The 25,551-nt window shown below is 64.1% G+C and carries 14 protein-coding genes and 3 pseudogenes; 5 read left to right on the top strand and 12 right to left on the bottom strand.

Going from position 1 to position 25,551, the window contains the following annotated elements:
• Positions 1 to 16: 16 nt before the first annotated feature.
• From ABTV29_RS09510 to ABTV29_RS09495, 4 genes are all read right to left on the bottom strand, one after another.
• Positions 17 to 10,534 (bottom strand): autotransporter-associated beta strand repeat-containing protein, encoded by a 10,518-nt coding sequence (locus ABTV29_RS09510; protein WP_433769827.1) that lies wholly within the window; start codon positions 10,532 to 10,534, stop codon positions 17 to 19.
• 329 nt (positions 10,535 to 10,863) lie between these two features.
• Entirely contained in the window at positions 10,864 to 11,820 is a 957-nt protein-coding gene (locus ABTV29_RS09505) for a quinone oxidoreductase family protein (protein ID WP_433769826.1), read from the bottom strand.
• A gap of 28 nt (positions 11,821 to 11,848) precedes the next feature.
• Positions 11,849 to 12,022, bottom strand: a complete 174-nt coding sequence (locus ABTV29_RS09500) for a DUF1427 family protein (protein ID WP_110963981.1) — start codon at positions 12,020 to 12,022, stop codon at positions 11,849 to 11,851.
• A 205-nt stretch (positions 12,023 to 12,227) separates the two neighbouring features.
• Positions 12,228 to 13,001: an AraC family transcriptional regulator gene (locus ABTV29_RS09495; protein WP_433769825.1), complete on the bottom strand. Its 774-nt coding sequence runs from the start codon at positions 12,999 to 13,001 to the stop codon at positions 12,228 to 12,230.
• A 147-nt stretch (positions 13,002 to 13,148) separates the two neighbouring features.
• On the opposite strand from ABTV29_RS09495, the gene ABTV29_RS09490 reads away from it, so the two are divergent.
• The gene (locus ABTV29_RS09490; protein ID WP_433769824.1) at positions 13,149 to 13,376 is read left to right on the top strand and encodes a DUF6555 family protein; all 228 of its coding nucleotides are present in this window, start codon (positions 13,149 to 13,151) and stop codon (positions 13,374 to 13,376) included.
• A gap of 108 nt (positions 13,377 to 13,484) precedes the next feature.
• Here the strand turns inward: ABTV29_RS09490 and ABTV29_RS09485 are convergent, their stop codons facing one another.
• From ABTV29_RS09485 to ABTV29_RS09470, 4 genes and pseudogenes are all read right to left on the bottom strand, one after another.
• Positions 13,485 to 13,643 carry a metallothionein gene (locus ABTV29_RS09485; RefSeq protein WP_110963984.1) on the bottom strand — a complete coding sequence of 53 codons (159 nt, stop codon included), beginning with the start codon at positions 13,641 to 13,643 and terminating at the stop codon, positions 13,485 to 13,487.
• A 175-nt stretch (positions 13,644 to 13,818) separates the two neighbouring features.
• Positions 13,819 to 14,409: pseudogene (locus tag ABTV29_RS09480) on the bottom strand (methyl-accepting chemotaxis protein); the annotation flags it as partial.
• A gap of 315 nt (positions 14,410 to 14,724) precedes the next feature.
• Positions 14,725 to 15,495: pseudogene (locus ABTV29_RS09475) on the bottom strand (cache domain-containing protein); the annotation flags it as partial.
• A 184-nt stretch (positions 15,496 to 15,679) separates the two neighbouring features.
• Positions 15,680 to 16,996, bottom strand: a complete 1,317-nt coding sequence (locus tag ABTV29_RS09470) for a Na+/H+ antiporter family protein (protein ID WP_433769823.1) — start codon at positions 16,994 to 16,996, stop codon at positions 15,680 to 15,682.
• 355 nt (positions 16,997 to 17,351) lie between these two features.
• On the opposite strand from ABTV29_RS09470, the pseudogene ABTV29_RS09465 reads away from it, so the two are divergent.
• The 3 genes and pseudogenes from ABTV29_RS09465 to ABTV29_RS09455 form a co-directional block, all read left to right on the top strand.
• Positions 17,352 to 18,593: pseudogene (locus ABTV29_RS09465) on the top strand (PDC sensor domain-containing protein); the annotation flags it as partial.
• Positions 18,594 to 18,743: 150 nt separating this feature from the next.
• On the top strand, positions 18,744 to 19,499 hold the full coding sequence (locus tag ABTV29_RS09460) for a methyl-accepting chemotaxis protein (RefSeq protein WP_433771805.1): 756 nt from the start codon (positions 18,744 to 18,746) through the stop codon (positions 19,497 to 19,499).
• A 296-nt stretch (positions 19,500 to 19,795) separates the two neighbouring features.
• Entirely contained in the window at positions 19,796 to 21,472 is a 1,677-nt protein-coding gene (locus tag ABTV29_RS09455; RefSeq protein WP_433769822.1) for an MFS transporter, read from the top strand.
• A 65-nt stretch (positions 21,473 to 21,537) separates the two neighbouring features.
• Here the strand turns inward: ABTV29_RS09455 and ABTV29_RS09450 are convergent, their stop codons facing one another.
• From ABTV29_RS09450 to ABTV29_RS09435, 4 genes are read right to left on the bottom strand one after another with little or no spacing between them, the layout of a single operon-like run.
• Entirely contained in the window at positions 21,538 to 22,854 is a 1,317-nt protein-coding gene (locus tag ABTV29_RS09450) for a sensor histidine kinase (RefSeq protein WP_433769821.1), read from the bottom strand.
• On the bottom strand, positions 22,851 to 23,519 hold the full coding sequence (locus ABTV29_RS09445) for a response regulator transcription factor (protein WP_433769820.1): 669 nt from the start codon (positions 23,517 to 23,519) through the stop codon (positions 22,851 to 22,853). The genes ABTV29_RS09450 and ABTV29_RS09445 overlap by 4 nt, the downstream gene beginning before the upstream one ends.
• Positions 23,520 to 23,522: 3 nt before the next feature.
• On the bottom strand, positions 23,523 to 23,849 hold the full coding sequence (locus ABTV29_RS09440; RefSeq protein ID WP_433769819.1) for a PepSY domain-containing protein: 327 nt from the start codon (positions 23,847 to 23,849) through the stop codon (positions 23,523 to 23,525).
• Positions 23,849 to 24,160: a PepSY domain-containing protein gene (locus ABTV29_RS09435; protein ID WP_433769818.1), complete on the bottom strand. Its 312-nt coding sequence runs from the start codon at positions 24,158 to 24,160 to the stop codon at positions 23,849 to 23,851. The genes ABTV29_RS09440 and ABTV29_RS09435 overlap by 1 nt, the downstream gene beginning before the upstream one ends.
• A gap of 251 nt (positions 24,161 to 24,411) precedes the next feature.
• Here ABTV29_RS09435 and ABTV29_RS09430 point away from each other — a divergent pair, with 251 nt between their 5' ends.
• Positions 24,412 to 25,491, top strand: coding sequence for a patatin-like phospholipase family protein (locus ABTV29_RS09430; RefSeq protein WP_433769817.1), 1,080 nt, complete (start codon positions 24,412 to 24,414; stop codon positions 25,489 to 25,491).
• Positions 25,492 to 25,551 lie beyond the last annotated feature (60 nt).

The raw sequence follows: 25,551 nt of genomic DNA, 5'->3' as shown, positions 1-25,551 counted from the left end.
TCCCACAAATGCACGATCAGAAGCCCATGCTGAAGCTGATGGTCATCGCATGATCTTCGTTTTTGCTCGACACCTGTCCCGAGTAACCGATGCCCAGTTTTGCGCTCGGGCTGATCTGGAAGTCCACGCCCGCTTCGATCAGGGCGCTGTCTTCGGCAATCGGTACGCCCTGGGTGCTGAACGAAGCGCCACCGTCGATGAAGGTCAGGTCGGCATCGGGCTTGGTGTCGCCGAAGGCATGGCGCCAGCCGATGGCCGCGCGCGGGGTGAATTGCCCGCCATTGTCGAGGGTGATGACCTTGCCGGCACGCACGCCCAGGGTGGAAAAGGTGATGTCCTGATCGGCATCGGCCTTCAAGCGCCCCATGCCACCTTTTTCGTGGGCGGTGTCGCTGTCGTAGTTGACGTAGGCCAGGCCGGCGAACGGTTCCAGGGCAATGCCAGCGGCTTGGACGGTGTAGCCGACCTCGCCGAACACCTGGGCGCTGCGTGCATCGTAATGAGCCTTCAGGCGGTCGTTGTAGGTGCCGACACTGACGTCGCGCTTGGTCTCGATGTCGTGCCAGCTGTAGGCCGCGCCGAGGCGTACCGCCAGGGCATCGAACTGCGAGTTGAGGTACGCCGCCAGGTGGTAGCTCTCGACCGTGGCGTCCGAACGCCGGTCATGGGCATCGATGTCGCTGCGGGTGTAGCCGGCGGCCATGCCCGCACGCCACTGGTCGTCGAGCTGCTTGTCGGTGCCGAGCATGAAGCCGCTGAGGTTGCGATCCAGGCTGGCACTGTTGCTGTCACCGTCCGCGTCGCCCCAGGCGCCGAGTGCGCGTATCCAGCCGACCATTTCCCCATGGCAACCGTTGCTGCTCAGCTGGTTGTCGCTGGGTGCCAGGGCCCGGCGCGGATCGTCCGGACCGCTGCACGAGGGTTGACGCATGCGGTCGTTGACCGCGTCGCGGATGTAGCGCGAATCCTCGAGGATCGTGCTGGCGGTGCTGGCGTGGATTTCCCCGGACAGGCTGTCATAGGCCGCCCGGGCACCGGCGACGTCGAGGCCGAGGATCTGTCTGCGCAACGCCAGGCCATCCGGACCGTTGCTACTCAGCGCCGAGGCCGTGCCACGCTGGTTGTCGGTGGCGGCGACATCGGCGAACGAGTACTCGTTGCGATTGACCGCCAGGGACACCTGGTTGGGGTCGTACACCAGCGCGGTGTCGTAGAACGCATACGACGGCAGGTTGGTGCTGCTGAATGTCCCGCTGACGCCACCGCCCGCGGTGATCAGCGAATACACGGCGGTGCCGGTCAATGGCACCAGGTTGTTCACCTGCAAGCCGCCGCCAAGGCTGGCGGTGCCGCCGACCACCAGCGGCGTGGCGTCTGGCGAGCTGACAGTCAGGGCCAGCACGCCGTCGGCGGCGTTGGTGAGGTTGCCGGCCACGCTCAAGTTGCCCGCTGCCGCGCCCGACGAAACGACACCGTGGTTGACCACCGAACCGACGCTGCCATTGCCGCTGAGGGCCGCGCCGTTGGCCACGGTCACCTGCCCGGCCAGCGATGCCGGTGCCGCGCGACTGCCGACCTGCAACACGCCCTGGTCCACCGCCACCGCGCCACTGAACGGCTGGGTGCCGGTCAGCAACAAGGTGCCGCCACCGCGCTTGGCCAGCGCTCCGGTGCCGCTGAGCACGCCGTTGAACTGACCGTCGGCATTTTGCTGGAACACCAACAAGGCGTTGTCGAGGATGTTGCCTTGCAGGCTGGTGGTATTCCCGATCAGCGTACCGCCGCTGACCGTGGTGCCACCGCTGTAGGTATTGGCGCCACTGAGGATCAGGGTGCCCGAGTCGAGTTTCTCGATACCGCCGCTGCCCACCAGCGGCACGGCAATTTCGGTGCTCACCCCGGCATTGACCCGCACGGGCGCCAGGCTGCCGTCCGGACCGTTGACCGGCGTCAAAGTGCCGCCCGCGCCCGGCACCAGGCTGTAACCGTTGTCGAGGAATTGCAGGCCGGTGAAGCTCTGGTTGCCCACCACCGTCACGGTGCCGCCTTGCCCGCCGAACACCGCGAACTGCCCGTTGGAGGCCAGCGCCTGGGTGCCGGTCGGGTCGGTCCAGACGGTGCCCGGGCCCCAGACGCCGCTGCCACCGCCGATGGTGCCGTTGGGGTTGGTGTTGCCGCCATTCCAGAACTGCACTTCTCCGGGCGCGCCTTGCACCAGCAGGTTGATCTGGTTGGCCAATGCGGTTTGCAGGGTCAGGTTCGCCGCCGACACCGGCAGGCTGCCGTAGACCAGGCCGTTGTCGGTCAGGCTGCCGCCGTAGCGGAACAGTTGATAGACCCCGGTGCCGAAGCCGCCGGCATTGCTGATGTTCAGCGTGCCGTCGAGGGTCAGGTTGCCAGCCACATTGACCACGGTTGTGGAACTGGCCGCCGAGCCGAGGCTGAAATCCAGGTTGGTGCCCGAGGACAACGCCAATGAACCGACTGACAACGGTGTTGCAGTGCCGCCGCCGGTCAGCGTCGCACCGCTGGCCAGTTGCACGGTGCCGCCGAGCTGGCCGCTGCCGCCGATCTTCGCCCCACTGGCAACATTCACGCTGGCGCTGTTGAGTACACCATTGACGGTCAGCGTGCCGGCCTGCACAGCGGTATTGCCGGTGAAGGTGTTGTTGCCGGTCAGCAGCAACACGCCGGTGCCGGTTTTGCTCAAGGCTCCAGTGCCTGTCAGGTTGCCGGTGTAGCTGCCATCGCTGTTCTGCTCGAAGGTCAGGGCCGCGTTGTTGACGATCGCCCCTTGCAGGCTGCTGGTGTCGCCACGGGTGCTGCCGCCATTCAATGTGGTGCCGCCGCTGTAGGTGTTGGCACCGCTGAGCAACAGGTCGCCGCTGCCGTTTTTCACCAGGCTGCCACTGCCGGTGATCGCGCCGATCAGCGTGGTGTCCTGGTTGCCGGCCAGGGTCAGTTGCGCGCCCAGGTTGATGGCATTGGCCAGTTGCAGCGCAGAGGTGCTGTCGAGAGTGCCGTTGCCCAGCACACTGAGGGCGCCGCTGCTGATCGCGCTGTTGTTGCCCAGGATCAGCGAACCGCCGGACAGCTGGGTACCGCCGCTGTAAGTGTTGCTGCCGTTGAGGGTCAGGCTCGATGCGCCAGTCTTGATCAGGCTGCCGCTGCCGCTGACCACACCGCCGAGGGTCAACGCATTGGAGCCGGCGACGGTGAGTCCGCCATTGAGCACCACATCGTTGGCCAGGTTGACGGCGGTGTTGCTGTCCAGCGCGGTGCCGTTGGCGGCGGTCAATACACCGGTGCCCAGTGCCGCATTGTTGCCGACCACAATCTTGCCGCCGTTGAGCGCGGTGCCGCCGGTGTAGCCATTGGCCGCGTTGAGCACCAGGGTGCCGGTGTCGTATTTGCCCAGGGTGCCGGCGCCGTTGAGCGCTACGCCAATGGTCGCGGTGGCATTAGGGTCGACCCGCACGCTTGCGTTACCCAGCGAGCCGTTGACCAGATTCAATGACCCGCCGGTGCCGTTTTGCAGGTTGTAGCCATCGGTGACGAACTGCATGCCGGTGATGGTTTGCGCGCCGTTGACGGTGACGGTGCCTGCCGCCCCCTGGAACACCGCAAAACTGTTGCTCCAACCCTGATTGGTCGTGCCGTTGACGTCAGTCCAGTTGGTTATGCCCGTGCCCCAGGTGCCACTGCCGCCATCGACAGAACCGTTGGCGACCAGTTGGTTGCCGTCCCAGAACTGCACGGTGACGCCCGGAGCGGTGACCAGCAGGTTGATCTGGTTGGCCAGCGCGGTTTGCAGGGTCAGGTCGCCCGGAGTGACGCTGCCCGGCACGGTGCCGATCAACATGCCGTTGTCGGTCAGGCCGCCGGTGTAGTCGATCAACCGATACACGCCGCTGCCGAAGCCGCCGATGTCGCTGACGTTGAGCGTACCGTCGAGGGTCAGGTTGCCGCCGACATCGACCAGTGCATTGCCGCCACCGGAGACCGGTGTGCCGAGGCCGACATCAAAGTTTGAGTTGGCGTTGAACACCAGCGAATTCACCGACAAGGTGCTGCCGGTGGCGCCGGCCAGATGACCGCCATCCGCCACGGTCACTGCCCCGCCGAGCGTGCCGCCGCCGGTCAGGGTGCCACCGCTGTTGACCAGCACGCTGGCGCTGTCCAGCGAACCATCGACGCTCAGGGTGCCGGCGTTGACCGTGGTATTGCCGGTCAGGCTGTTGATGCCGTTCAGGGTCAGGGTGCCGCTGCCGAGTTTGTTCAGCTCGCCCGTTCCGGTGAGCACACCATCGAAAATGCTGCTGGCGTTGTTGCCGCCGATGCTCAGCGTATTACCGCCGCCGATCAACGCAGTGCCGCTGCCGGTCAGGCTGGCGAGGCTGCCCGAACCGCCAAGATTCAACGTTGCACCGCCGGCGAGATTGACCCCGGCGTTGCTGCCCAGCGCCGAATTGCCCAGGGTGGTCAGGCTGCCGGACTGCACGTCGAAGGTGCCGCTGAAGCTGTTGTTCCCGGACAGCGTCAGGTCGGCCAGACCGTTCTTGGTCAGGGTGCCGGCCCCGGCGATCACGCCGCCCAGGGTCAGGTTGTTGTTACCGGCCACGCTCAGGTTGTCATTGATAGTGAGGTTGTTGGCCAGCACCAGCGGCGCGCTGGTGTCCAAGGTCGAAGCGCCGGCCACGGTGAGCGCACCGGAGCCCAGGCTCGACGAGGTGCCGAGGGTCACTGTGCCGGCGTTCAGCGTGGTGCCGCCGCTGTAGGTGTTGATGCCACTGAGGATCAGGTTGGAAGCGCCGTCCTTGATCAGCCCGCCGCTGCCGCTGACCACGCCGCTGAGGGCCAGGTCGCTGGTGCCGGTGTTGGTCAGGTTGGCGTTGAGCACCACATTGTTGCCAAGCGACACCGAGGTGTTGCTGTCCAGCGACGACGCTCCGGCCACAGTCAGGTTGCCCAGGCCGAGGGCGCCGTTGCTGCCGGCGGTCAGGGAGCCGGCATTGAGGGTGATGCCACCGAGGAAGTTGTTGGCGCCGCTCAGGGTCAGGTCGGCTGCGCCGTTCTTGGTCAAGCTGCCGGCGCCGTTGATGGCCCCGCTCAGTGCCAGGTCGTTGCTGCCGACGATGCCGAGGTTGCCTGCCAGATTGATGGCGTTGCCCACACTGACGACGCCGCTGGCATCCAGGGTGGTGCCGTTCGCCGCATTCAGGGTGGCCGAGCCCAGCGCGCTGTTCGACGCCAGAATCAACCCACCCGCATTGAGTGCCACCGGCCCGAGGAAGGCGTTGTTGCCGCCGAGGGTCAGGCTGGCCGTGCCGTTCTTGATCAGCCCACCGGTGCCACCGATCACCCCGTTGAGGGTCAGGTCGTTGCTACCGAGCACAGTGAGGTTGCCGTTGAACGTCGCATCGTTATCCAGGGTGACGGCCGTGTTGCTGTCCAGTTGCGTGCCGGCATTGGCGATCAGCTCACCGTCGCCCAGCGCGGTATTGCTGCCGACCACCAGAGTGCCGCCATCGAGTTGAGTGCCGCCGGTGTAGCTGTTGGCGCCGTTGAGCACCAGGGTGCCGCTGTCGAGTTTGTTGAGAATGCCGCTGCCGTCGATGTTCACGCCGACCGTGGCGGTCACGCCCGGATCGACCCGCATCGCCGTGGTGCCGCCGGTGCCGTTGACGGCGGTCAGAAGTCCCGACGTGCCGTTCACCACGTTGTAGCCATCGGTGAGGAACTGCATCCCGGTGAACAGTTGCGAGCCGTTGACCGACACCGTGCCCGCCGTGCCCTGGAACACCGCGAAGTCGCCGGCCCAGATCTGGTTCACCGTGCCACTGGAATTGGTCCAGTTGGTGCCGCCGACACTCCAGGTGCCGCTGCCGCCATCCACTGTGCCATTGGCGATCGTCTGGCTGCCGTCCCAGAAGCGCAGGTTGGTGTTCGGCGCCGACACCACCAGATTCACCTGATTACCCAAGGTCTGCACGAGGATGTCGCCGAGGCCATAACCCACCGGTACACCGGCCACGGTCAGGCCGTTGTCGGTCAGCGCACCGATGTAGTTGAACAAGCGATAGACACCCACGCCGAAGCCGCCGGCATCGGTGACGTTGAGGTTACCGTCGAGGGTCAGGTTGCCGCCGATGTTCATCAGCGATGTGGTCGATGGCGTGGCGAGGCTCGCGTCGACATTGCTGTTGGCCGTGAGGATCAGCGACGAGGCCGACAGGGTATTGCCCGAGGACAGCGCCAGATGACCGCCGCTGTTGATGGTCATCACGCCCAGTGCCGAACCGGTACCCGTCACGGTGGCGCCGTTGTTGACGTTGACCTGTGAACTGGCCAGGGAACCGGTGAGATTCAGCGTACCGCCATTGACGGTGGTGTTGCCGGTGATGCCGTTGGTGCCAGTGAGGTTCAGGGTCCCGGCACCGACTTTGGTCAGGGCACCGCTGCCACCGAGGTCGCCGTCGAAGGTGCTGGTATTGCTCACGCCGCCCACGGTCAGGGTATTGCCGCCGGCGATCTGCACACTGCCGCTGCCGCTCAGCCCGTTGAGGTTGGCGCTGCTGTTGAGAAAGAGACCGGCACCGGCGCTGATATTGGCGCCGGAGGTGTTGCCGAGCGCCCCGCTGCTCACGGTGGTGACGCTACCGGAGGCGATGTTCAGCGCACCGGTGAAGGTGTTGTTGCCGCTGAGCGTCAGATCGCCAAAGCCGTCCTTGGTCAGGCTGCCGGCGCCATCGATCACGCCGCTGAGGTTCAGGGTATTGCTGCCGCCCAGGGTCAGGCCGGCACTCAGGGTGATGTTATTGCCGACGGTCATGCCGGTGCTGGTATCCAGCGTCGAAGCGCCGCCGACGGTCAAGGCGCCACTGCCCAGCGAACCGGGCGCGCCCAGGGTCAGGGTGCCGGCGTTGAGGGTGGTGCCACCGCTGAAGGTGTTGGTGCCGTTGACGGTCAGGTTGGCTGCGCCGTTCTTGATCAACTGGCCGGCGCCGCTGATCACGCCACCGAGGGTCAGGTCCTGGGTGCCGCCGACGCTCAGCGCCGCATTGAACACGACCGCGTTGCTCAGGCTGACCAGCGGCGAACTGCTGTCCAGGGTGGCCGCACCGCCAACGGTCAAGGCACCGGTGCCCAGTGCCCCGCTGTTGCCGAGGGTCAGGGTGCCGGCGTTGAGCGTGGTGCCGCCGACGTAGGTATTGGTGCCATTGAGGCTCAGGTTGGCCGCGCCGTTTTTCACCAGGCTGCCGGCGCCGGCGACGGTTCCGGTGAGGGTCAGGTCGGCGCTGCCGCCGATGTTCAAGGCCCCGGCGAGGTTGACCTGATTGCCCAGGGTGACGGCAGTGTTGGTATCCAGCGTGGTACCGGCCGCCGCGTTCAGCGCACCGCTGCCCAGCGCAGTGTTGCTGCCGACGATCAGCTTGCCGACGTTCAGCGCGGTGTTGCCGAAGTAGGTGTTGGCGCCGTTGAGGATCAGGTCGGCGGGGCCGCTCTTGGTCAGGCCGCCGACCCCGGAGACCACACCCGCGAGGGTCAGCGCGTTGCTGCCGCCGATGGTCACGTTGCCGCCGAGGTTGACGTTGTTGGCCAGGCTGGTCGCGGTGCTGGCGTCCAGCGTGGTGCCGTTGCCAGCGTTGAGGATGCCGGTGCCGAGGGCGGTGTTGGAGCCGACGACCAATGTCCCGGCATTCAGCGACGTAGCGCCGGTATAGGTGTTGTTGCCGGTCAGGGTCAGAGTCGAGGAACCCGTCTTGATCAGGTTGCTGCCACCGCTGATCACGCCGCCAAGGGTCAGCGGGTTGGCGCCGCCGGCGGTGAGGTTGGCGTTAAGGGCGATGTCGTTGTTCAGCGTCACATCGGCGCTGCTGTTGAGCGTGCCGCCCGCACCGCCCACGGTCAGCGTGCCGGTGCCGAGTGCCGCGCCATTGCCGACGGTCAGGCTGCCGGCGTTGAGCGCGGTGCCGCCGGTAAAGGTGTTGACGCCGTTGAGGGTCAGGTTGGCGGTGCCGTTCTTGATCAACTGACTGGCGCCGCTGAGCACGCCGCCCAGGATCATGCCGTTGCTGCCGCCGATGGCCAGGTTGCCGTTGAGGGCGACGTTGTTGTTCAGGATGACCGAGGTGTTGCTGTCGAGGGTCGCAGCATTGGCGACGGTCAGGTCGCCGCTGCCAAGTGCGGCGGCGTTGCCGACGGTCAGGGTCCCGGCGTTGAGGGTGGCGCCGCCGCTGAAGGTGTTGGCGCCGTTGAGAATCAGGTTGGCCGCCCCGTTCTTGGTCAGCCCGCCGCTGCCGCTGACCACGCCGCCAAGGGTCAGGTTGGCGTTGCCGGCGATGTTCAGGTTGCCGCCGAGGGCGACCGCGTTGCTCAGCGCCACGGTGGTGCTGGCGTCGAGGGTGGTGCCCGCCGCCGTGGTCAGTGCGCCGGTACCGAGCGAGGTGTTGGAGCCGACGATCAGCGTCCCGCTATTCAGCGCGGTGCCGCCGGAGAAGGTGTTGTTGCCGCTGAGGGTCAGGTTCGCGGTGCCGCCCTTGATCAGGTTGCCGGCGCCGCTGATGACGCCGCTCAAGCCCAGCGCCTGGGTGCCGCCGATGGTCAGCCCGCCTGCCAGCGCAACCGCGTTGGCCAGGGTCACGGCGGTGGTCGCATCCAGCGTGGTGCCGGCCGCTGCGTTCAACGCGCCCGTGCCGAGTGCGGTGTTGCTGCCAACGAACAAGCTACCGCCGTTGAGCGCGGTGGTGCCGCTGTTGGTGTTGTTGCCGGTCAGGGTCAGGCTGGCGCTGCCGCTTTTGGTGATTGCGCCGGTGCCGGACACGATGCCGGCCAGGGTCAGGGCATTGCTGCCGAGCACGTTCAACGCACCGGTGATGCCGACGTTGTTGGCCAGGGTCACGTTACCAGTGCTGTCGAGGCTGGTGCCGTTGCTGGTGTTGAGCACCCCGGTGCCCAGGGCGTTGTTGTTGCCGACACGCAAGGTCCCGGCGCTGAGGCTGGTGATCCCGGAGTAGGTGTTGCTGCCGTTGAGGGTCAGACTGCCGCTGCCGGTTTTGGTCAGGTTGCTGGCGCCGCTGATCACTCCACCCAGGGTCAGCGCACCGGTGCCTGTCGCGGTCAGGGTGCTGTTGAGCGTGATCGCGTTAGCCAGCGAAATCGGCGCCGTCGCCGAGATGCTCGAAGAGCCACCAACGGTGATGCCGCCGGTGCTGAACGCCTGATTGTTGCCCACCAGCACCACACCGCCGTTGAGCACGGTGTTGCCGGTGTAGGTGTTGATGCCGTTGAGGTTGATCTGGCCGCTGCCGATCTTGGTCAGGCCGCCCGTGCCGGAAATCACCCCGTTGAGGGTCATGCCGTTGATGCCCTGCAGGGTCAGGCCGCTGGCGCCAAGATTGATCTGGTTGGCCAGCGTCAAACCGGCATTGCTGGCCTGGAGAATACCGCCGTTGGACGTCAGCACACCGCTGCCGAACGCCGCGTTGTCGTTGAACTGCGCGACACCGCCATTGAGCGTGGTCGCACCGCTGACCAAGGGTCCCTGCAAGGTCCAGGTGCCGCTGTTGAGGGTCAGATTGTTGAAGTTGACGTACGTCGCGCTGGACGCCGTGCCGGTCCCGGTGGTGCCACCGCCGAGGCCGATCGGGTTTTGCAGGATCAGCGTGTTGGTACCGGCCGCGCCGCCATCGATCGTCCCGGTCGGGGCGAAGGTCAGGTTGATGCCGATCAGGCCACCGAGGCCGACGGACACTTGCACACCGTCGCCGACGTTAACGCTGGAGCCTGTGATCGCGTAGAAAGTGTTGGTGCTGCCCGCCCCCATCGACACGCCGCCAGTGATGTTACCGGCGTTGGTGAAGGTGTTGCCCGCCACGGACGTCTCGAACGCCACCCGACCGTTGATCGTACCGCTGGCACTGTTGGTCATGTTGACTTGCGAGCCGCCATACACCCCGACCACTGGCGTATCGGCCAGGGTGATCCCGCCCACCGACAATCCGGTGGAGGTGATGGTGCCGTCGTTGGTGATGGTCGTAGTGCCCGACACCGAGTTGTTCACGGCAATCCCCAGACCGTCGATGCTGGTCAGGTTGAGGCCGAGCAACATGCCGGTGCCGCGAATGATCCCCGTGGTGTTGTTGACAATGCTGACCGTGCTGGTGGCGCCGGTGCCGATGAACGCAGCCCCACTGAGTATCGACACCAGCCCCAGCAGCGCAGGGTCGAGGGTGCCGGAGTTGTTCAGGTTGATGTTGGCCCCGGTCAGGTTGATCACCTTGCCGCCCAGGGTGGCGTTCATCTGCGCGCCGTTGGTGACGTTGACCGTCAGGCCACTGGTGGCGCTGCTGAAGTCGTTGAGAAACAGCGGCAGGGTCGGTACGCCGGAGCAGGTGATGGTCGAGCCGGCTGCGGAACAGGTGGCGAATGCCTGTGGACTGAGCGCACCGAGGGTAAGCCCGAGACTCAATTGCACGGCAAGGGAAAGAGGGGAAACACGCGAAATGAGGGCAATACCGAACCTTGCGTCCACAGGAGCTCCTTTCGTGGCAAAACCACTTCAATCCATGAAGGGTGTGCAGCAATAACGGTGGCTTGTTGAGGCTGGATTCGAGACTGCTACTACCCGGATACCGTTTCATTCCTGACACACGGTAGTAGAGGGTCTGTGATGGGGCACGCATTAAATGGTGCTAATACTTTTGTGAGGTAGGGCTCAGGGCCCAGTGTTTGCGGGGGTTTACGCTTGTGTAGGAGCTGTCGAGTGCAACGAGGCTGCGATCTCTTGATCTTGCTTTTCAAAATCAAAATCAAAAGATCGCAGCCTGCGGCAGCTCCTACAGGGGGAGGTGGTGCCGGAGATCAGGGCAACAGAATGACCTTCTCACCACTGCCCTGATTCACCTCGGCATAGCGCTCCAGCCCTTCGGCCAGGGGCGATTCGAACAACCCTTGCGGCAGCGGCAACAGGTCCTGATCGAAGAATTTGCCGAACTGATCGAGCATCGCCGCGCAGGCCTGTACGCCGTAGAGCAACGAGTTGATGCCCACCACCGAACCGCCCTTGCGATACAGCGCCAGGGCCGGCAGTTGCACCATGCCGTCCACCGGTGCGGCGATGATGGCGATGCGGCCGAAGGTGGCCAGCGCCGCCACCGACGCCGGCAGCCAGAAGCCGGTGGTGTCGAAAATCACATCGGCGCCACCGCTGAACACCGCATTCACCCGGGCGCCGAGGTCCTCGGGCTTATCCAGTTGCAGGGTCTGATAACCCTGATCCTGCAAGGCCTGGACCTGCTCGGGCCGGCGCGCCGCCGCCAGCACCTGGGCGCCACGCACTTTCGCCAGCGCGAGTGCGGCACTGCCCACTGCGCCGCCGCCGATCACCAGCAAACGGGTTTGCGCCGTCACCAGGCTGCGCTCCAGAGCATCCCAGGCCGTGGTGTAAGGCACGCCGAGGCTGGCGGCTTGGGCGAAACTCAAGTGCGTGGGTTTGAGCGCGACGCCATTGGCCGGCAGCTTGACGAACTGCGCATGGGAACCATCGGCGAAAAAGCCCAGTTCACGACCGGTGCCCCAGACCTGCTGGCCCAGCAGCGCTTGCGGGCCTTCGACGACGATCCCTGCAAAATCGCGACCGGGAATCCGCGGCAAGGTGGTGTAGGGAAAGCGTCCCAGCACGTTCTTCACATCGCTGGGGTTCAGGCCGGCGGCCTTGATTTCCACCAGCACTTCATCGGCGCCGGGTACGGGGGTTGGCACATCGACGTAGCGCAGGGCCGAGAGATCGCCGGTTTTATCGAACTGCAGTGCTTTCATGAGGGGTTCATCCAATCGACAAAGGGGTTCAGGAGATCCAGCCGGCGACCAACTGCCGGCCCATCGGCCACAGTTTTTCGCCGGCCAGCATGCCGAGCAGGCCGATCAGCGCGACGGCCGGTGGTGCGGGGGAACGAAAATCCAGGGCGCCGTACAGCAGGCCGACGCCAAGACCGATGACCAGCGAAATGAAGTAGCTCATGGCAGGCTCCGTGGGCAGTTGAGAGATGCCGCCAGTCTAGGGAGCGCTGAATGCGGACACCGGCCAAGTGCTTCTGAATTTCGGCCAAACCGCCCTGAACACATGAAACCTGTAGGAGCGAGCTTGCTCGCGATGGACGTTAACGATAACGCGTGTTTGCTGAATTAACGCGGCGCGCTTGAGTCCATCGCGAGCAGGCTCGCTCCTACAGGGAGGTGGTGGAAAATTGTGAGGGCGCAACCCCCAGCTCCCGGCGAAACATGTCGCTGAAGCTGCTGGGGGAATAGCCCAGTTCCCGGGCGATGGCACTGACCGGCACGCCCTGGATCAACTCGGCCGCCGCCGTTGCCAACTGCACCTGGCGCCGCCACTCGGCGAACCCCATGCCCAGGCCTTCCTTGAACAACCGCGCCAGGGTGCGCACGCTGGCGCCGGCATGTTCCGCGTGTTGCTCGAACGGAATGTCCAGCGATGGCTGATCCATGACCGCCTGGCACAGGTTCATCAAGCGTCGGTCGGAGTTGTCCGGCAGCGGGATTTTCATCTGCGAGCGCCTGGCCCGCTTGAGCTCCAGCAGCGCCAGCCCGACCAAGGCGTCGTAATACTCCGGTGCCCCGTCATCGCCCTGCTCCACCAGGCTGACGATCAGCTCGCGCAACAGCCCGCCCACTTCAATCACCTGCACGCTGCTGTCGAGGGTGGCTGCCAGCGCAGGCCGCAGGTAGATATTGCGCATCTGCAGGTCCGAGACCACGCGAATCCCGTGGGGCACGCCGGGTGGCAGCCACACCGCCCGTTGCGGCGGCACCACCAGCGCCTCGAAGGGCGTCTCGACCCACATCACCCCGCTCATCGCATACAGCAACTGCCCCCAGTCGTGTTCGTGCGGCTCGATGAACAACCCGCGCGGATAGGTCCGCGCCAGCGGTTGCACGGGCACATCGGTATCACTCAAGTCAGGCGGGGCGGCAAGGGCCATGGTCAATGATCATTGGGGCTGGGAGGACGCCCCATGGTAACCAGCCGTTACATCTGCCGCCAGCGATCGCCACCGCCTGACAATCCGACTGAATTTTTGGCAAGGCGCGCGATCCGTTTATGTACAACAGGGAGGATCAGGGGCCATATGAACAACGCAAAACTCTTCGTCATCGAGTACACCCTTCATGGCGAGCCCAAGTCGTTCATTATTCGACTGGATAAAATGGACAACGCCGAAGCCTGGCACTGGGCAAGCTGCGACGCGGGCGTTGGCAGGATCCCGCGCTTCGGTCGGGAGAAGGTGCAAAAGACCAGCAAACCGATGGCTGAAAAGTTCGGCGTGGAAAACGTCAAATGGCGGTCGGCGAACTGAGCCGATTTGAACCTTGCAGGAGCTGCCGCAGGCTGCGATCTTTTGATCTTGCTCTTTAAAAGATCGCAGCCTCGTTGCACTCGACAGCTCCTACAAGGTCAAGCCGGTTCAGTGGGCGCACTTGCAGCCTTGATGGGCACACTCTTCACCGTGTTCGTGGTGCTTGGCGCAGGCTTCACAGCAATAGTGCTTGCCGTGACGCACAACCGGATGCTCGCCGAGCTTGCAGTTGCATTTTGGACAATCACACTTACGGTCATCGGTCATGGCGTTGACTCCTTTCGTGGCGGTCGTCGGGGGCCGAACAAACAACCCGTCCTACCAGTGTAGGAGCAAAGCTTGCTCGCGATAGACCCGAGAACGCCGCTGTGCATCCGGAACTGCGCGTTATCGTTCACGACCATCGCGAGCAGGCTCGCTCCCACAAGGGCAGTGGTGTCCGTCAGATGCGGAACTGCCCCACCAACCCGCCCAGCCGCTGTCCCAGATCCGCCAGGCTCCTGGAGGTTTGCGCGCCCTGCTGGGTCTCATCGGCCACGTTGTCCACCGCCACCGCAATCTGATGCACGCTGCGATTGATCTCTTCGGCCACGGCGGTCTGTTCTTCGGCGGCGCTGGCGATCTGGGCGTTCATCGAATTGATGGTGGCGATCAGCTGCGCCATGGTGTCCAGGGACGCGCCGGCTTCGTTGGCCTGGGCCGAGGTGCCGTCACCGGCTTCGCTGGAACGGCGCATGGCTTCCACCGCCGACTGAGTGCCCGCCTGCAGGCGGTCGATCATGCCCTGGATTTCCTGGGTGCTGATTTGCGTGCGGCTGGCCAGTGCGCGCACTTCATCGGCCACCACCGCAAAACCACGCCCGGCCTCACCGGCGCGGGCCGCTTCGATCGCGGCATTGAGCGCCAGCAGGTTGGTCTGTTCGGCAATCGAACGAATCACCCCGAGTACGCTGACAATCGACGACACGTCCTTTTGCAGGCTATCGAGGGACACGCCGCTGCTGCGAATGTCGTCGACCAGGGCATGAATCTTCTCGATGCTGCCGGCTACCACGCGCTTGGCGGCCTGGCCTTCTTCATCGGTCTGCTGGGCGGCGACCGCCGCGTTTTGCGCACTCTTGGCCACTTCCTGGGCGGCGGCGGACATTTCATTGATGGCCGTGGCGACCTGATCGGTTTCGTGACGCTGGCGCTCCATGGCCTGGTCCGAACGCTGGGCCTGGTCGGAGACCTGATGCACCAGCCCGGTCAGTTGCGTGGTCATTTCGCTGATCTGGCGCACCAGGCCGTGGATCTTGTCGACGAACCGGTTGAACGATCCGGCAAGTTCCCCAAGCTCATCGTGGCTGGTGATGGTCAGGCGACGGGTCAGGTCGCCCTCGCCCGCCGCGATGTCGTCCAGGTTGGCCTTCATCAGGTTCAGCGGACGCAGAATGGTGTTGGCCAGCAGCATCCCCGCCGCGGCGATCAGCAACAGCACCACCAGCGCCACACCGACGATGCTCAGCACCACGCCCTGCATGCGTTCCTGCACCTGGGCCTGGACGGCGGCCACTTGCGCCTCGATGCCGTCGAGGTTGACCGAGGTACCGACCGCCATGTCCCACTTCGCCAGGTACTCGGTGTAGCCGAGTTTCGGCACCAGCACTTGCGCATTCCCCGGCAGCGGCGAGCTGTATTGCAGGTAATGGGTCCCGTCCTTGGCGACTTTCACCAGGTCGCGGTTGACGTACACGCCGTTCGGGTCGCGATTGTCCTTGAAGCTCTTGCCCACGCCCTCCGGATCATTGGCCTTGAACAGGCGCACGGTCTCGGAGTCGTAGCCGAAGAAGTAGCCTTCCTTGCCGTACTTGATGTTCGACAGCAGCTTGATCGCCTGGGCCCGCGCCGCGTTATCACCTTGCGCGGCAGCGTCGTACAGCGGCTTGATGGTGGTCATGGCCACGGCCACGTAACTTTGCAGGGTGGCCTTGGCATCGCTGAGCAGGCGCTCGCGGGTTTGCTCGACTTCGTGACGCGCCTGGCCCTGCAGGATGAACAGCGTGGTCAGGCTGATGACCAGCGCAAAGAGCAGCACCGGCAGGACGGCAAGGGACAGGACTTTGGCCTTCAGGCTCATGCGCATGGTGTTCACTCTTTTGGTTTTATTGGCGTGGGTAAAGGCTTTAACGGCACGCCAGGTCAAAAGTTGAACGCTGTTGACTGTGGGAGCGAGCCTGCTCGCGATGGAGTGTCAGTCGACACCTGTGTAGCTGATACACCATCGCGAGCAGGCTCGCTCCCACAGAGGGGAAAACCCTGGCTCAGAGGACCATCGCGGCAATCCAGCCAAACGCCAGCAACGGCAGGTTGTAATGCAGGAAGGTCGGGACCACGGTGTCCCAGATGTGGTGATGCTGGCCGTCGATGTTCAGGCCGGAGGTCGGGCCGAGGGTCGAGTCCGAGGCGGGTGAGCCCGCATCGCCCAAGGCGCCGGCGGTGCCGACGATGCACACGATGGCGATCGGGCTGAAACCCAGCTGCACGCACAGCGGCACGAAAATCACCGCCAGGATCGGCACCGTGGAAAACGACGAGCCGATGCCCATGGTCACGAGCAGCCCCACCAGCAACATCATCAGCGCGCCGATGGCCTTGCTGTGGTCGATCCACGAGGCGGAGGCTTCAACCAGCGTCTGCACTTCCCCGGTCGCCTTGATCACCTCACCAAACCCGGAGGCGGCAATCATGATGAAGCCGATCATCGCCATCATTTTCATGCCTTCGGTGAACAGATCGTCGGTGTCACGCCACTTGACGATGCCCGACAGCGAAAAGATCAGGAAGCCGGCCAGCGCGCCGATGATCATCGAATCGAGCAGCAACTGAATAATGAACGCCGCGCCGATGGCCATCAGCGCCACCATCAGGCTCAGCGGGTTGTATTGCACCGCCACCTGTTCGACCTGCTCGATCTTCGCCAGGTCATAGACCCGCTTTTTGCGGTAGCTGATAAACGCCACCCCGAGCCCGACCAGCATGCCCAGCGCCGGAATGCCCATGGCGTGGGTGACGTTGATGCCGCTGATGTCCACGCCGCTGCGGGCCACGTTGGCCAGCAGGATTTCATTGAGAAAGATGTTGCCGAAGCCCACCGGCAGGAACATGTACGGGGTGATCAGGCCGAAGGTGATCACACAGGCGATCAGTCGGCGGTCCAGCTGCAAGCGGGTCAGCACATATAAAAGCGGCGGCACCAGCAACGGAATAAAGGCGATATGTATCGGCAGGATGTTCTGTGAAGCGATGGCCACCACCCACAGCAGGCCGATCAGCAGCCATTTGACCTGGCCGCCGCCCGTGGCGTGCTGGCGATCCACCAGCGCCAGCGCCTTGTCGGCCAGGGCGTGGGCCAGGCCGGACTTGGCAATTGCCACGGCGAACGCACCAAGCAACGCATAGGACAACGCCACCGTGGCCCCGCCACCCAGGCCGTTGTTGAAGGCCTTGAGCGTCGCCTCGATGCCCAGGCCGCCGGTCAAACCGCCCACCAGCGCGCCCACGATCAACGCGATAACCACGTGCACGCGGGACAGACTGAGTATCAGCATGATGCCGACCGCGGCAATCACTGCATTCATTTCATTACCTCGAGACAAACGAAAAGACTCCGTCCGGCAGTCTGCGAAGAGCCGCCAGCGGATTTAAGGAATGGGTTTTATTAGAGGGCGCGCACTGTGCCGCACAGTCACCGCCGTGTCAAAGCGCGCGGGCCCTGTGGATATGTAACTGCATGTGAATACCTGTAGGAGCGAGCCTGCTCGCGATGCACGACCAGGCACCGCGGGCATTCCGGCTCCCCGCGTCATCGTTGACGACCATCGCGAGCAGGCTCGCTCCTACAGGGGAATCGAAGCCGATAGACGGGATAAAGAAAGCCGGATCCCGGCCGCTACAGTGCAAAGTCTCAGATATTTATCGAATAAGGACGTCTCCATGTCGCTCAGACAACTTTCCATTCAATGGAAGATCACCCTGCTGGCCGGGCTTTGCCTGGCGGGTATCGTGACCTTGCTGGTGGGTCTTTCGCTGTATCGCATGGAGCACAGCTCCGAGCTGGTGAAAGCCTCGAGCATGGAGATGCTGACTGAAGCGGCCCAGGCGCGGATCGAATCCCAGGGCGAAAACCAGGCGCTGAACATTCGCCAGCAGTTCATGGATGCCTATCAATATGGCCACGGCTTTTCGCGCCAGGTGCTGTTTCTGCGCGATCAGGCCGAAAAGCGCTTTCTCGACGCCTTCGACCTGCGCGAAGACCTGACCCGCCAGGTTCGCTCGGCGCTGCAGGCCAACCCGGAGCTGCTCGGCCTGTCCCTGGTGTTCGAACCCAATGCACTGGACGGCAAGGACGAGCTGTTCGCCGACCAGAGCGAAATCGGCAGCAATGAAAAGGGCCGCTTTGCCCTGTACTGGTCGCAGCCGACGCCGGGCAAGCTGACGTCCATGCCGCTGCCGGAAAAAGACATCGCCGACACCAGCACCGGCCCCAGCGGCGAAGCGGCCAACGCCTGGTTCACCTGCCCGCGCGCCACCCTCAAACCCTGCGTGATCGAGCCGTACTTCTATGTGATCGACGGCCAGAACGTATTGATGACCAGCATCGTTTTCCCGCTGGTGGTCAACGGCAAGGTCATCGCTTCGTTGTCGGTGGACATCAACCTCAACAGCCTGCAAGCGCTCAGCCAAAGCGCCAGCAAGAAGCTCTACGACGGCCAGACCAGCGTGAGTATCGTCAGCCCCGCCGGCCTGCTCGCCGGCTACAGCCCGGATGCCGGCAAACTCAGCCAGCGCCTGGAAGCGGTGGACCAGCACAACGGTGCGGAACTGATGCGCATGCTCGCCAGCATCGGCAAGACCACCAGCCTGCACAGCGATCAGCAGCTCAAGGTGCTGGCGCCGTTCCAGCCGATTCCCGGCGGAAAGACCTGGGGCGTGTTGCTCGACGTGCCGGAAAAAGTCCTGGTCGGCCCCGCCGAGACGTTGAAAAAACAACTGGATGAAAGCAACACGGCCGGCACCCTGACCGAACTCGGCCTCGGCGTGCTGGCCGCGCTGATTGGCCTGCTGCTGGTGTGGCTGATGGCCCGCAGCGTGACCAAGCCGATTCTTGGCGTGGCGCACATGCTCGAAGACATCGCCAGCGGCGAAGGTGACCTGACCCGCCGCCTGGCCTACGACAAACGGGATGAACTGGGCCAACTGGCCGGCTGGTTCAACCGTTTCCTCGACAAGCTGCAACCGATCATCGCCGAGGTCAAACGCTCGGTGCAGGACGCCCGCGGCACCGCCGACCAGTCCTCCGCCATCGCCACCCAGACCAGCGCCGGCATGGAACAGCAATATCGCCAGGTGGATCAGGTCGCCACCGCATCCCACGAAATGAGCGCCACCGCCCAGGACGTCGCCCGCAGCGCCGCCCAGGCGGCACAGGCCGCGCGGGATGCCGACCAGGCCACCCGCCAGGGCCTGACCGTGATCGACCGCACCACCGCCAGCATCGACAACCTGGCCGCCGACATGAGCGCGGCGATGATCCAGGTCGAAGGCCTGGCCGCCAACAGCGAGAAAATTGGCTCGGTACTGGAAGTGATCCGCGCCATCGCCGAACAGACCAACCTGCTGGCCCTCAACGCCGCCATTGAAGCGGCCCGTGCCGGCGAGGCCGGGCGCGGCTTTGCCGTGGTGGCCGATGAAGTGCGCAACCTGGCGCGCCGCACCCAGGAATCGGTAGAGGAAACCCGCCTGGTGATCGAGCAGTTGCAGAGCGGCACCCAGGATGTGGTGGGGTCGATGGGCAACAGCCATCGCCAGGCCCAGGGCAGCGTCGAGCAGGTCGGCCAGGCCGTGACGGCCCTGCGCCAGATCGGCGAGGCGGTGACGGTCATCAGCGACATGAACCTGCAGATCGCCAGTGCCGCCGAGGAACAGAGCGCGGTGGCCGAGGAGATCAACAACAACGTGGCGACCATTCGCGATGTAACCGAGTCGCTGTCGGGCCAGGCCAATGAATCGGCGCGGGTGAGCCAGTCGCTCAACTGCCTGGCCAATCATCAGCAGAGCCTGATGGATCAGTTCCGCGTGTGACCCCTCTCCCGCCACCCATGAAACCCTGTGGGAGCGGGCTTGCCCGCGATAGCGGTGTGTCAGTTGATGCATGTGCTGGCTGATACACCACTATCGCGAGCAAGCTCGCTCCTACAAGTTCTGCACCTGCCGTGATGGCGAGTGGATATCTGTGTAAAGCCGATTATGCTTCTAGAGACCTTGCAGCGATGCGAGGCCGTCAGCTTGTGTCCATGTTTCGCGCAGTCCCCAGGGCCAGAGTGCGGCAACAATTGAGAGGTGCTCCGGCCGAAAACAAGAAAAAACGGAGAAATCTCATGGCGACAATCAGCGGCACTACCATGGGCAGCACGCCCAACCACGGGGTCACCCGGGAGGAGCGAAAGGTCATATTCGCGTCCTCGCTGGGCACTGTGTTCGAATGGTATGACTTCTATCTGTACGGCTCCCTCGCCGCGATCATCGCCAAGCACTTCTTCGCCGGCGTCAATGAAACCACCTCCTTCATCTTCGCCCTGCTCGCGTTCGCCGCAGGCTTCGCCGTGCGGCCCTTTGGCGCCATTGTGTTCGGTCGCCTGGGCGACATGATCGGGCGCAAGCACACCTTCCTCATCACCATCGTGATCATGGGTGTGTCCACGGCGATAGTGGGCTTTTTGCCCGGTTACGCGACTATCGGCGTCGCGGCGCCGATCATCCTGATCACTCTGCGCCTGTTGCAGGGCCTGGCCCTGGGCGGCGAATACGGTGGGGCGGCGACCTATGTGGCAGAGCATGCGCCCAAAGGCAAACGGGGTTACTTCACCTCATGGATCCAGACCACCGCGACCCTTGGCCTGTTTCTGTCGCTGCTGGTGATTCTGGCCTGCCGTACCGCGCTTGGCACTGAAGCCTTCGAGGCCTGGGGCTGGCGGATTCCGTTCCTGCTGTCGATCCTGCTGCTGATTGTCTCGGTGTACATCCGCCTGCAACTGAACGAGTCGCCGGTGTTCATGAAAATGAAGGCCGAAGGTAAGGCATCCAAGGCGCCGCTGACCGAATCCTTCGCCCGCTGGGACAACCTCAAGATCGTGATCATGGCGCTGCTCGGCGGCACCGCCGGTCAGGCCGTGGTGTGGTACACCGGGCAGTTCTATGCGCTGTTCTTCCTGCTGCAGACGTTGAAGATCGATCCACAGACCGCCAACCTGCTGATCGCCGGTTCGCTGTTGATCGGTACGCCGTTCTTCGTGATTTTCGGCAGCCTGTCCGACCGCATCGGTCGCAAGCCGATCATCATGGCCGGCTGTATCCTGGCGGCGGTGACCTACTTCCCGATCTTCCACGCGCTGACCCAGTACGGTAACCCCGACGTGTTCGTCGCCCAGGAGAAGAACCCGGTCAAGGTGATTGCCGATCCCGGCCAGTGCTCGTTCCAGTTCGACCCGGTGGGCAAGGCCAAATTCACCAGTTCCTGCGACCTGGCCAAGACCCTCCTCGCCAAGCGCGCCATCCCCTATGAGAACGTGAAGGCCGAGCCAGGCACCGTGGCGCAGGTACGTATCGGCGATAAGGTCGTTGAAAGCTTCGAAGGCACCGGCATGCCGGCTGCGGACTTCAAGACCAAAAACGACGCCTTCACCGCCTCTCTCGCCACCGGCCTGAAGGAAGCCGGCTACCCCGAGAAAGCGGACCCGGCCAAGACCAACTACCCGATGGTGCTGTTGTTCCTGACGATCCTGGTGATCTACGTGACCATGGTCTACGGCCCGATCGCCGCCTGGCTGGTGGAACTGTTCCCGGCGCGCATCCGCTACACCTCGATGTCGCTGCCCTACCACATCGGCAATGGCTGGTTCGGCGGCTTCCTGCCGACCGTGGCCTTCGCCATGGTCGCGGCCACGGGGGATATCTACTACGGGCTGTGGTACCCGATCGTGATTGCGGTGATGACGGCGGTCCTGGGGATTTTCTTCATGCCGGAAACCAAGGATCGGGAGATTCATCACACCTGAGGCAGATACTTACTACCCACTGTAGGAGCGAGCCTGCTCGCTCCTACAGGGTTTGCGGTGTGCCTTCAGGTGCGCTTGGGCAATTCGATCAACACCTTCAACCCACCCCACTCGCTCTCCAGCAAGCTCAGCTTCCCACCCCAGGTATCGACGATATCCCTCACGATGCCCAGGCCCAGCCCATGTCCGTCGGTCTGTTCATCCAGCCGGGTACCGCGGCTGCACACCTGGTCGCGGCGGTCTTCGGGAATGCCCGGCCCGTCGTCCTCGATGCTCAGCTCAAACCCATCTACGGTCTCGACCACGCTCAAGCGCACTTCGGCATCCGCCCATTTGCAGGCGTTGTCCAGCAGGTTGCCGAGCAATTCCAGCAAGTCTTCGCGATCCCACGGCAATTGCAGGCCGGCCGGGCAGCGGTAGCTCAGGTCCAGGTGTTCGCCGTGGATCATGTTCAGGGTCGCCAGCAACCCCGGCAGTTCGGCGTCGCAGTCGAACAAGGCCCCCGGCAATGCATCGCCGGACAACCGCGCCCGATTGAGTTCGCGGTTGAGCCGCTGCTGGACCTGCGCCAGTTGCGCCTTGAGGATCTTGCGCAATTGCGGGTGCGCATCGAGCTGCTCGCTTGAAGCCAGGCTCAACAGCACCGCCAACGGGGTTTTCAGGGCGTGGCCGAGGTTGCCCAGGGCATTGCGCGAACGCTTGAGGCTGTCTTCGGTGTGGGCCAGCAAATGGTTGATCTGCGCCACCAGCGGTTCCAGCTCCACCGGCACCCGGTCATCGAGTTGCGAACGTTGCCCCTGCTGCAACTGGGCGATCTGCTCCCGTGCCTTTTCCAGTGGCCGCAAGGCGCGGCGCACGGTGATCCGTTGCAGCACCAGGATAAGCAGCAAGCCCGCCAGCCCCAGCCCCAGGCCGATCTGCTGCATGCGCCGGAAGCTCTCGCGAACCGGGGTGTAGTCCTGTGCCACGCTGATGGAGATCGACTGGCCCAGGCGCCGGTAATCGGAACGCAGCACCAGCAATTGCTGGCCTTCCGGGCCCAATTGCAGGTTGCTGTCCAGCCCCGGCCGCTCCAGCTGCGGCAGCTCCTGGTCCCACAGCGAGCGGGATCGCCAATGGCTGTCGGCAAAATCGATGCGAAAGTAATGACCGGAAAACGGCCGTTGATAGGCCGGCGACAGGTGGCGCTCGTCCAGTTGCAAACCCTGAGGGCCGCGCACCAGTGCCACCAGCAGGTTTTCGCTGTCGTTGCGCAGCCCGGCTTCGAGGTAGCGTTGCAGGCCCATTTCGAACAGCCACAGGCTGGTTTGCGCCAGGATCAGGCCGACCACCACCATCACGCTGATCAGGCCCAGGCTCAAACGGCGCTGGATCGATTTCACTGAGCTTGCCCGCCGAACAGGTAACCCTGGCCACGGCGGGTTTCGATCACGCTGCGCCCCAGTTTGCGGCGCAAGTGATTGACGTGGACTTCCAGTACGTTGGAGTCGCGCTCGGTCTCACCGTCGTACAGGTGTTCGGCGAGGTGGCTTTTGGAGAGGATCTGCTGCGGGTGCAGCATGAAATAGCGCAGCAGACGAAACTCCGCGGCGGTCAGCTGAATGTCCGCGCCATCGCGGGTCACGCATTGACGCCCCTCATCGAGTTGCAACCCCGCGGACTTGAGGGTGGGTTGATTGACCTGGCCGTGGGAGCGGCGCAACAGCGCCTGGACCCGCAAGTGCAATTCTTCCGGATGAAAAGGCTTGGTCAGGTAATCGTCTGCGCCGGCCTTGAGCCCTTCGATGCGCTCGGCCCAGGAATCGCGGGCCGTGAGGATCAGCACCGGCGTGCCCAGCCCACCCGCTCGCCACTGGGCCAGCACTTCAAGCCCCGGCAACCCCGGCAGGCCGAGGTCGAGAATGATCAGGTCATAGGGTTCGCTGCTGCCCTGATACACCGCGTCGCGACCGTCGGCCAGCCAGTCGACGGCGTAGCCCTGGCGATTGAGGCCGGTCTTGAGTTCATCCGCGAGGGGTACGTGATCCTCCACCAGGAGCAAACGCATCGGTCAATCTTCCTTGTCTTTGAGTAAACGGCCGGTGGTGGCGTCGAGATCAAGCTCACGCACGACACCTTCGGTGGTCAGCAGCTCGACTTCATACATATAGACGCCGTGCTTCTCTTCCAGCTCGGCTTCCAGCAGTTTGGCCCCCGGATAACGATCCAGCGCGTTGTGCAGCACTTGCTCCAGCGGCAGTATCACGCCCTGCTGGCGCAGGCGCAGGGCCTCGTCCTGATCGAGGTCCCGGGCCACGGCCACCGGGCAGAATGCAACCAGCACCAGGGCCAGGCAGCCCACGGCGCGCGCGGATGAATGGGGCAAAAACGATTTCATTAATTATCCTGATGATCCTTGCGCAACAGCCCGTCGGCCGCGTCCAGCTCAAGCTCCCACTCCACGCCTTGCGGGTCGGACAACTCGATCCGGTACAGGTAGACCCCGTACCGTTTTTTCAATTCGGTTTCGATGATCCGCGACCCCGGATGCCTGGCCATGGCCACGGCCTCGACCTTTTCGATCGGCACAATGGTACCAGCCTCGACCAATTGACGGGCTTCATCGGAGCGCAGGTCCCGGGTATGGCCAAGATTGGCAGTCAAGCCGAAAAGGGTGAACACGATGAACAGGGTGGCCAGGATTTTCATGAGAAGAGTCCGGATTTCTGGGGTTTTTCCATGGCCGCCACCTTAGCGATCCGAACTTAATTGAAACTGAATGGCCATCATTGGTGACACCCAACCCCTGTGGGAGCGAGCCTGCTCGCGATGGCGATCTGACCGTCAACATCGATGTTGAATGTGCTGACCTCATCGCGAGCAGGCTCGCTCCTACATTGAATTCATACCCTCAAAGAACCCGTTTATAATCCCGCCCGCTTGCCACATTCGAGACCGGTATGACCGCCATCCACATCAAATACCCCTCCCTGACGATCAAGGCCGGCCCGCGCGCCTTTGCGCGCATTCGGGAAAACGGCCTGCGCGCCGCCGATGTCGGCACGCTGCCCGGTGCCGCCGGGGGCCCCAAGGCGCTGGGGATTCAAGGGCTGGACCTGGCGCTGTTCGGCGAATGGCTGCCGTCGGCGCCACGGGAACGCTCGCTGATTGGTGCGTCGGTCGGCTCCTGGCGCTTCGCCAGCGCCTGCCTGCCGGACGCCGCCGAGGGCATACGTCGGCTCGGCCACCTGTACACCGAGCAGAACTTCGCCAAGGGCGTGACCATGGCGCAGATCAGCCAGAGCTCGCGGCGCATGCTCGATGACCTGCTCGACGGCCGTGACGCCGCCCTGCTCGACAATGCCCATTACCGCCTGAACATCATGGTGGTCAAAAGCCACGGCCTGCTGGCGCACGATCATCGCGGCCGCCTGGGCCTGGGCCTGTCGTCGGTGATCGCCGACAACCTGCGCGGTCGCGCCCGGCTGGCGAGGCACTTCGAGCGGCTGATCATCCACGACCCGCGCCTGGCGCCGCCGGTGGATGCGCTGCACGACTTCCCATCGCGCTTCGTCGCCCTGGACACCGGCAACCTGCGCCAGGCCCTGCTCGCCTCGGGCTCGATCCCGATGGTGATGGAAGGCGTGCGCGACCTGCCGGGAGCCGGCGCCGGCACGTTCCGCGACGGCGGCCTGCTGGACTATCACCTGGACCTGCCCTACAGCGGCAACGACATCGTGCTCTACCCGCACTTCACCGACCGGGTAATTCCCGGCTGGTTCGACAAAACCCTGCCCTGGCGCCGCGCCTGCCCGACGCGCCTGCAGAACGTGTTGCTGCTGGCCCCCTCGAAGGAATACCTGGCACGCCTGCCCTACGGCAAACTACCGGACCGCAACGACTTCAAGCGCTTCATGGGCGACGCCCCGAGCCGGCAGAAATACTGGCGCACCACGATGGATGAAAGCCGCCGGCTGGGGGATGAATTTCTCGAACTGGTCGCCAACGGTCGCCTTGGCGAGCGCTTGCTGACCCTTTAGTCAGGACAAACTGTTAAACTCGCCGCCTGTCAAATTTGCCCCAGCGTCGCCGCGGCGATC

Origin of the sequence: Pseudomonas putida (assembly GCF_050989985.1) — a bacterium.
In the GTDB taxonomy this organism is placed as follows: Bacteria; Pseudomonadota; Gammaproteobacteria; order Pseudomonadales; family Pseudomonadaceae; genus Aquipseudomonas; species Aquipseudomonas putida_AI.
This window is presented reverse-complemented; position numbering and strand designations above follow the sequence as displayed.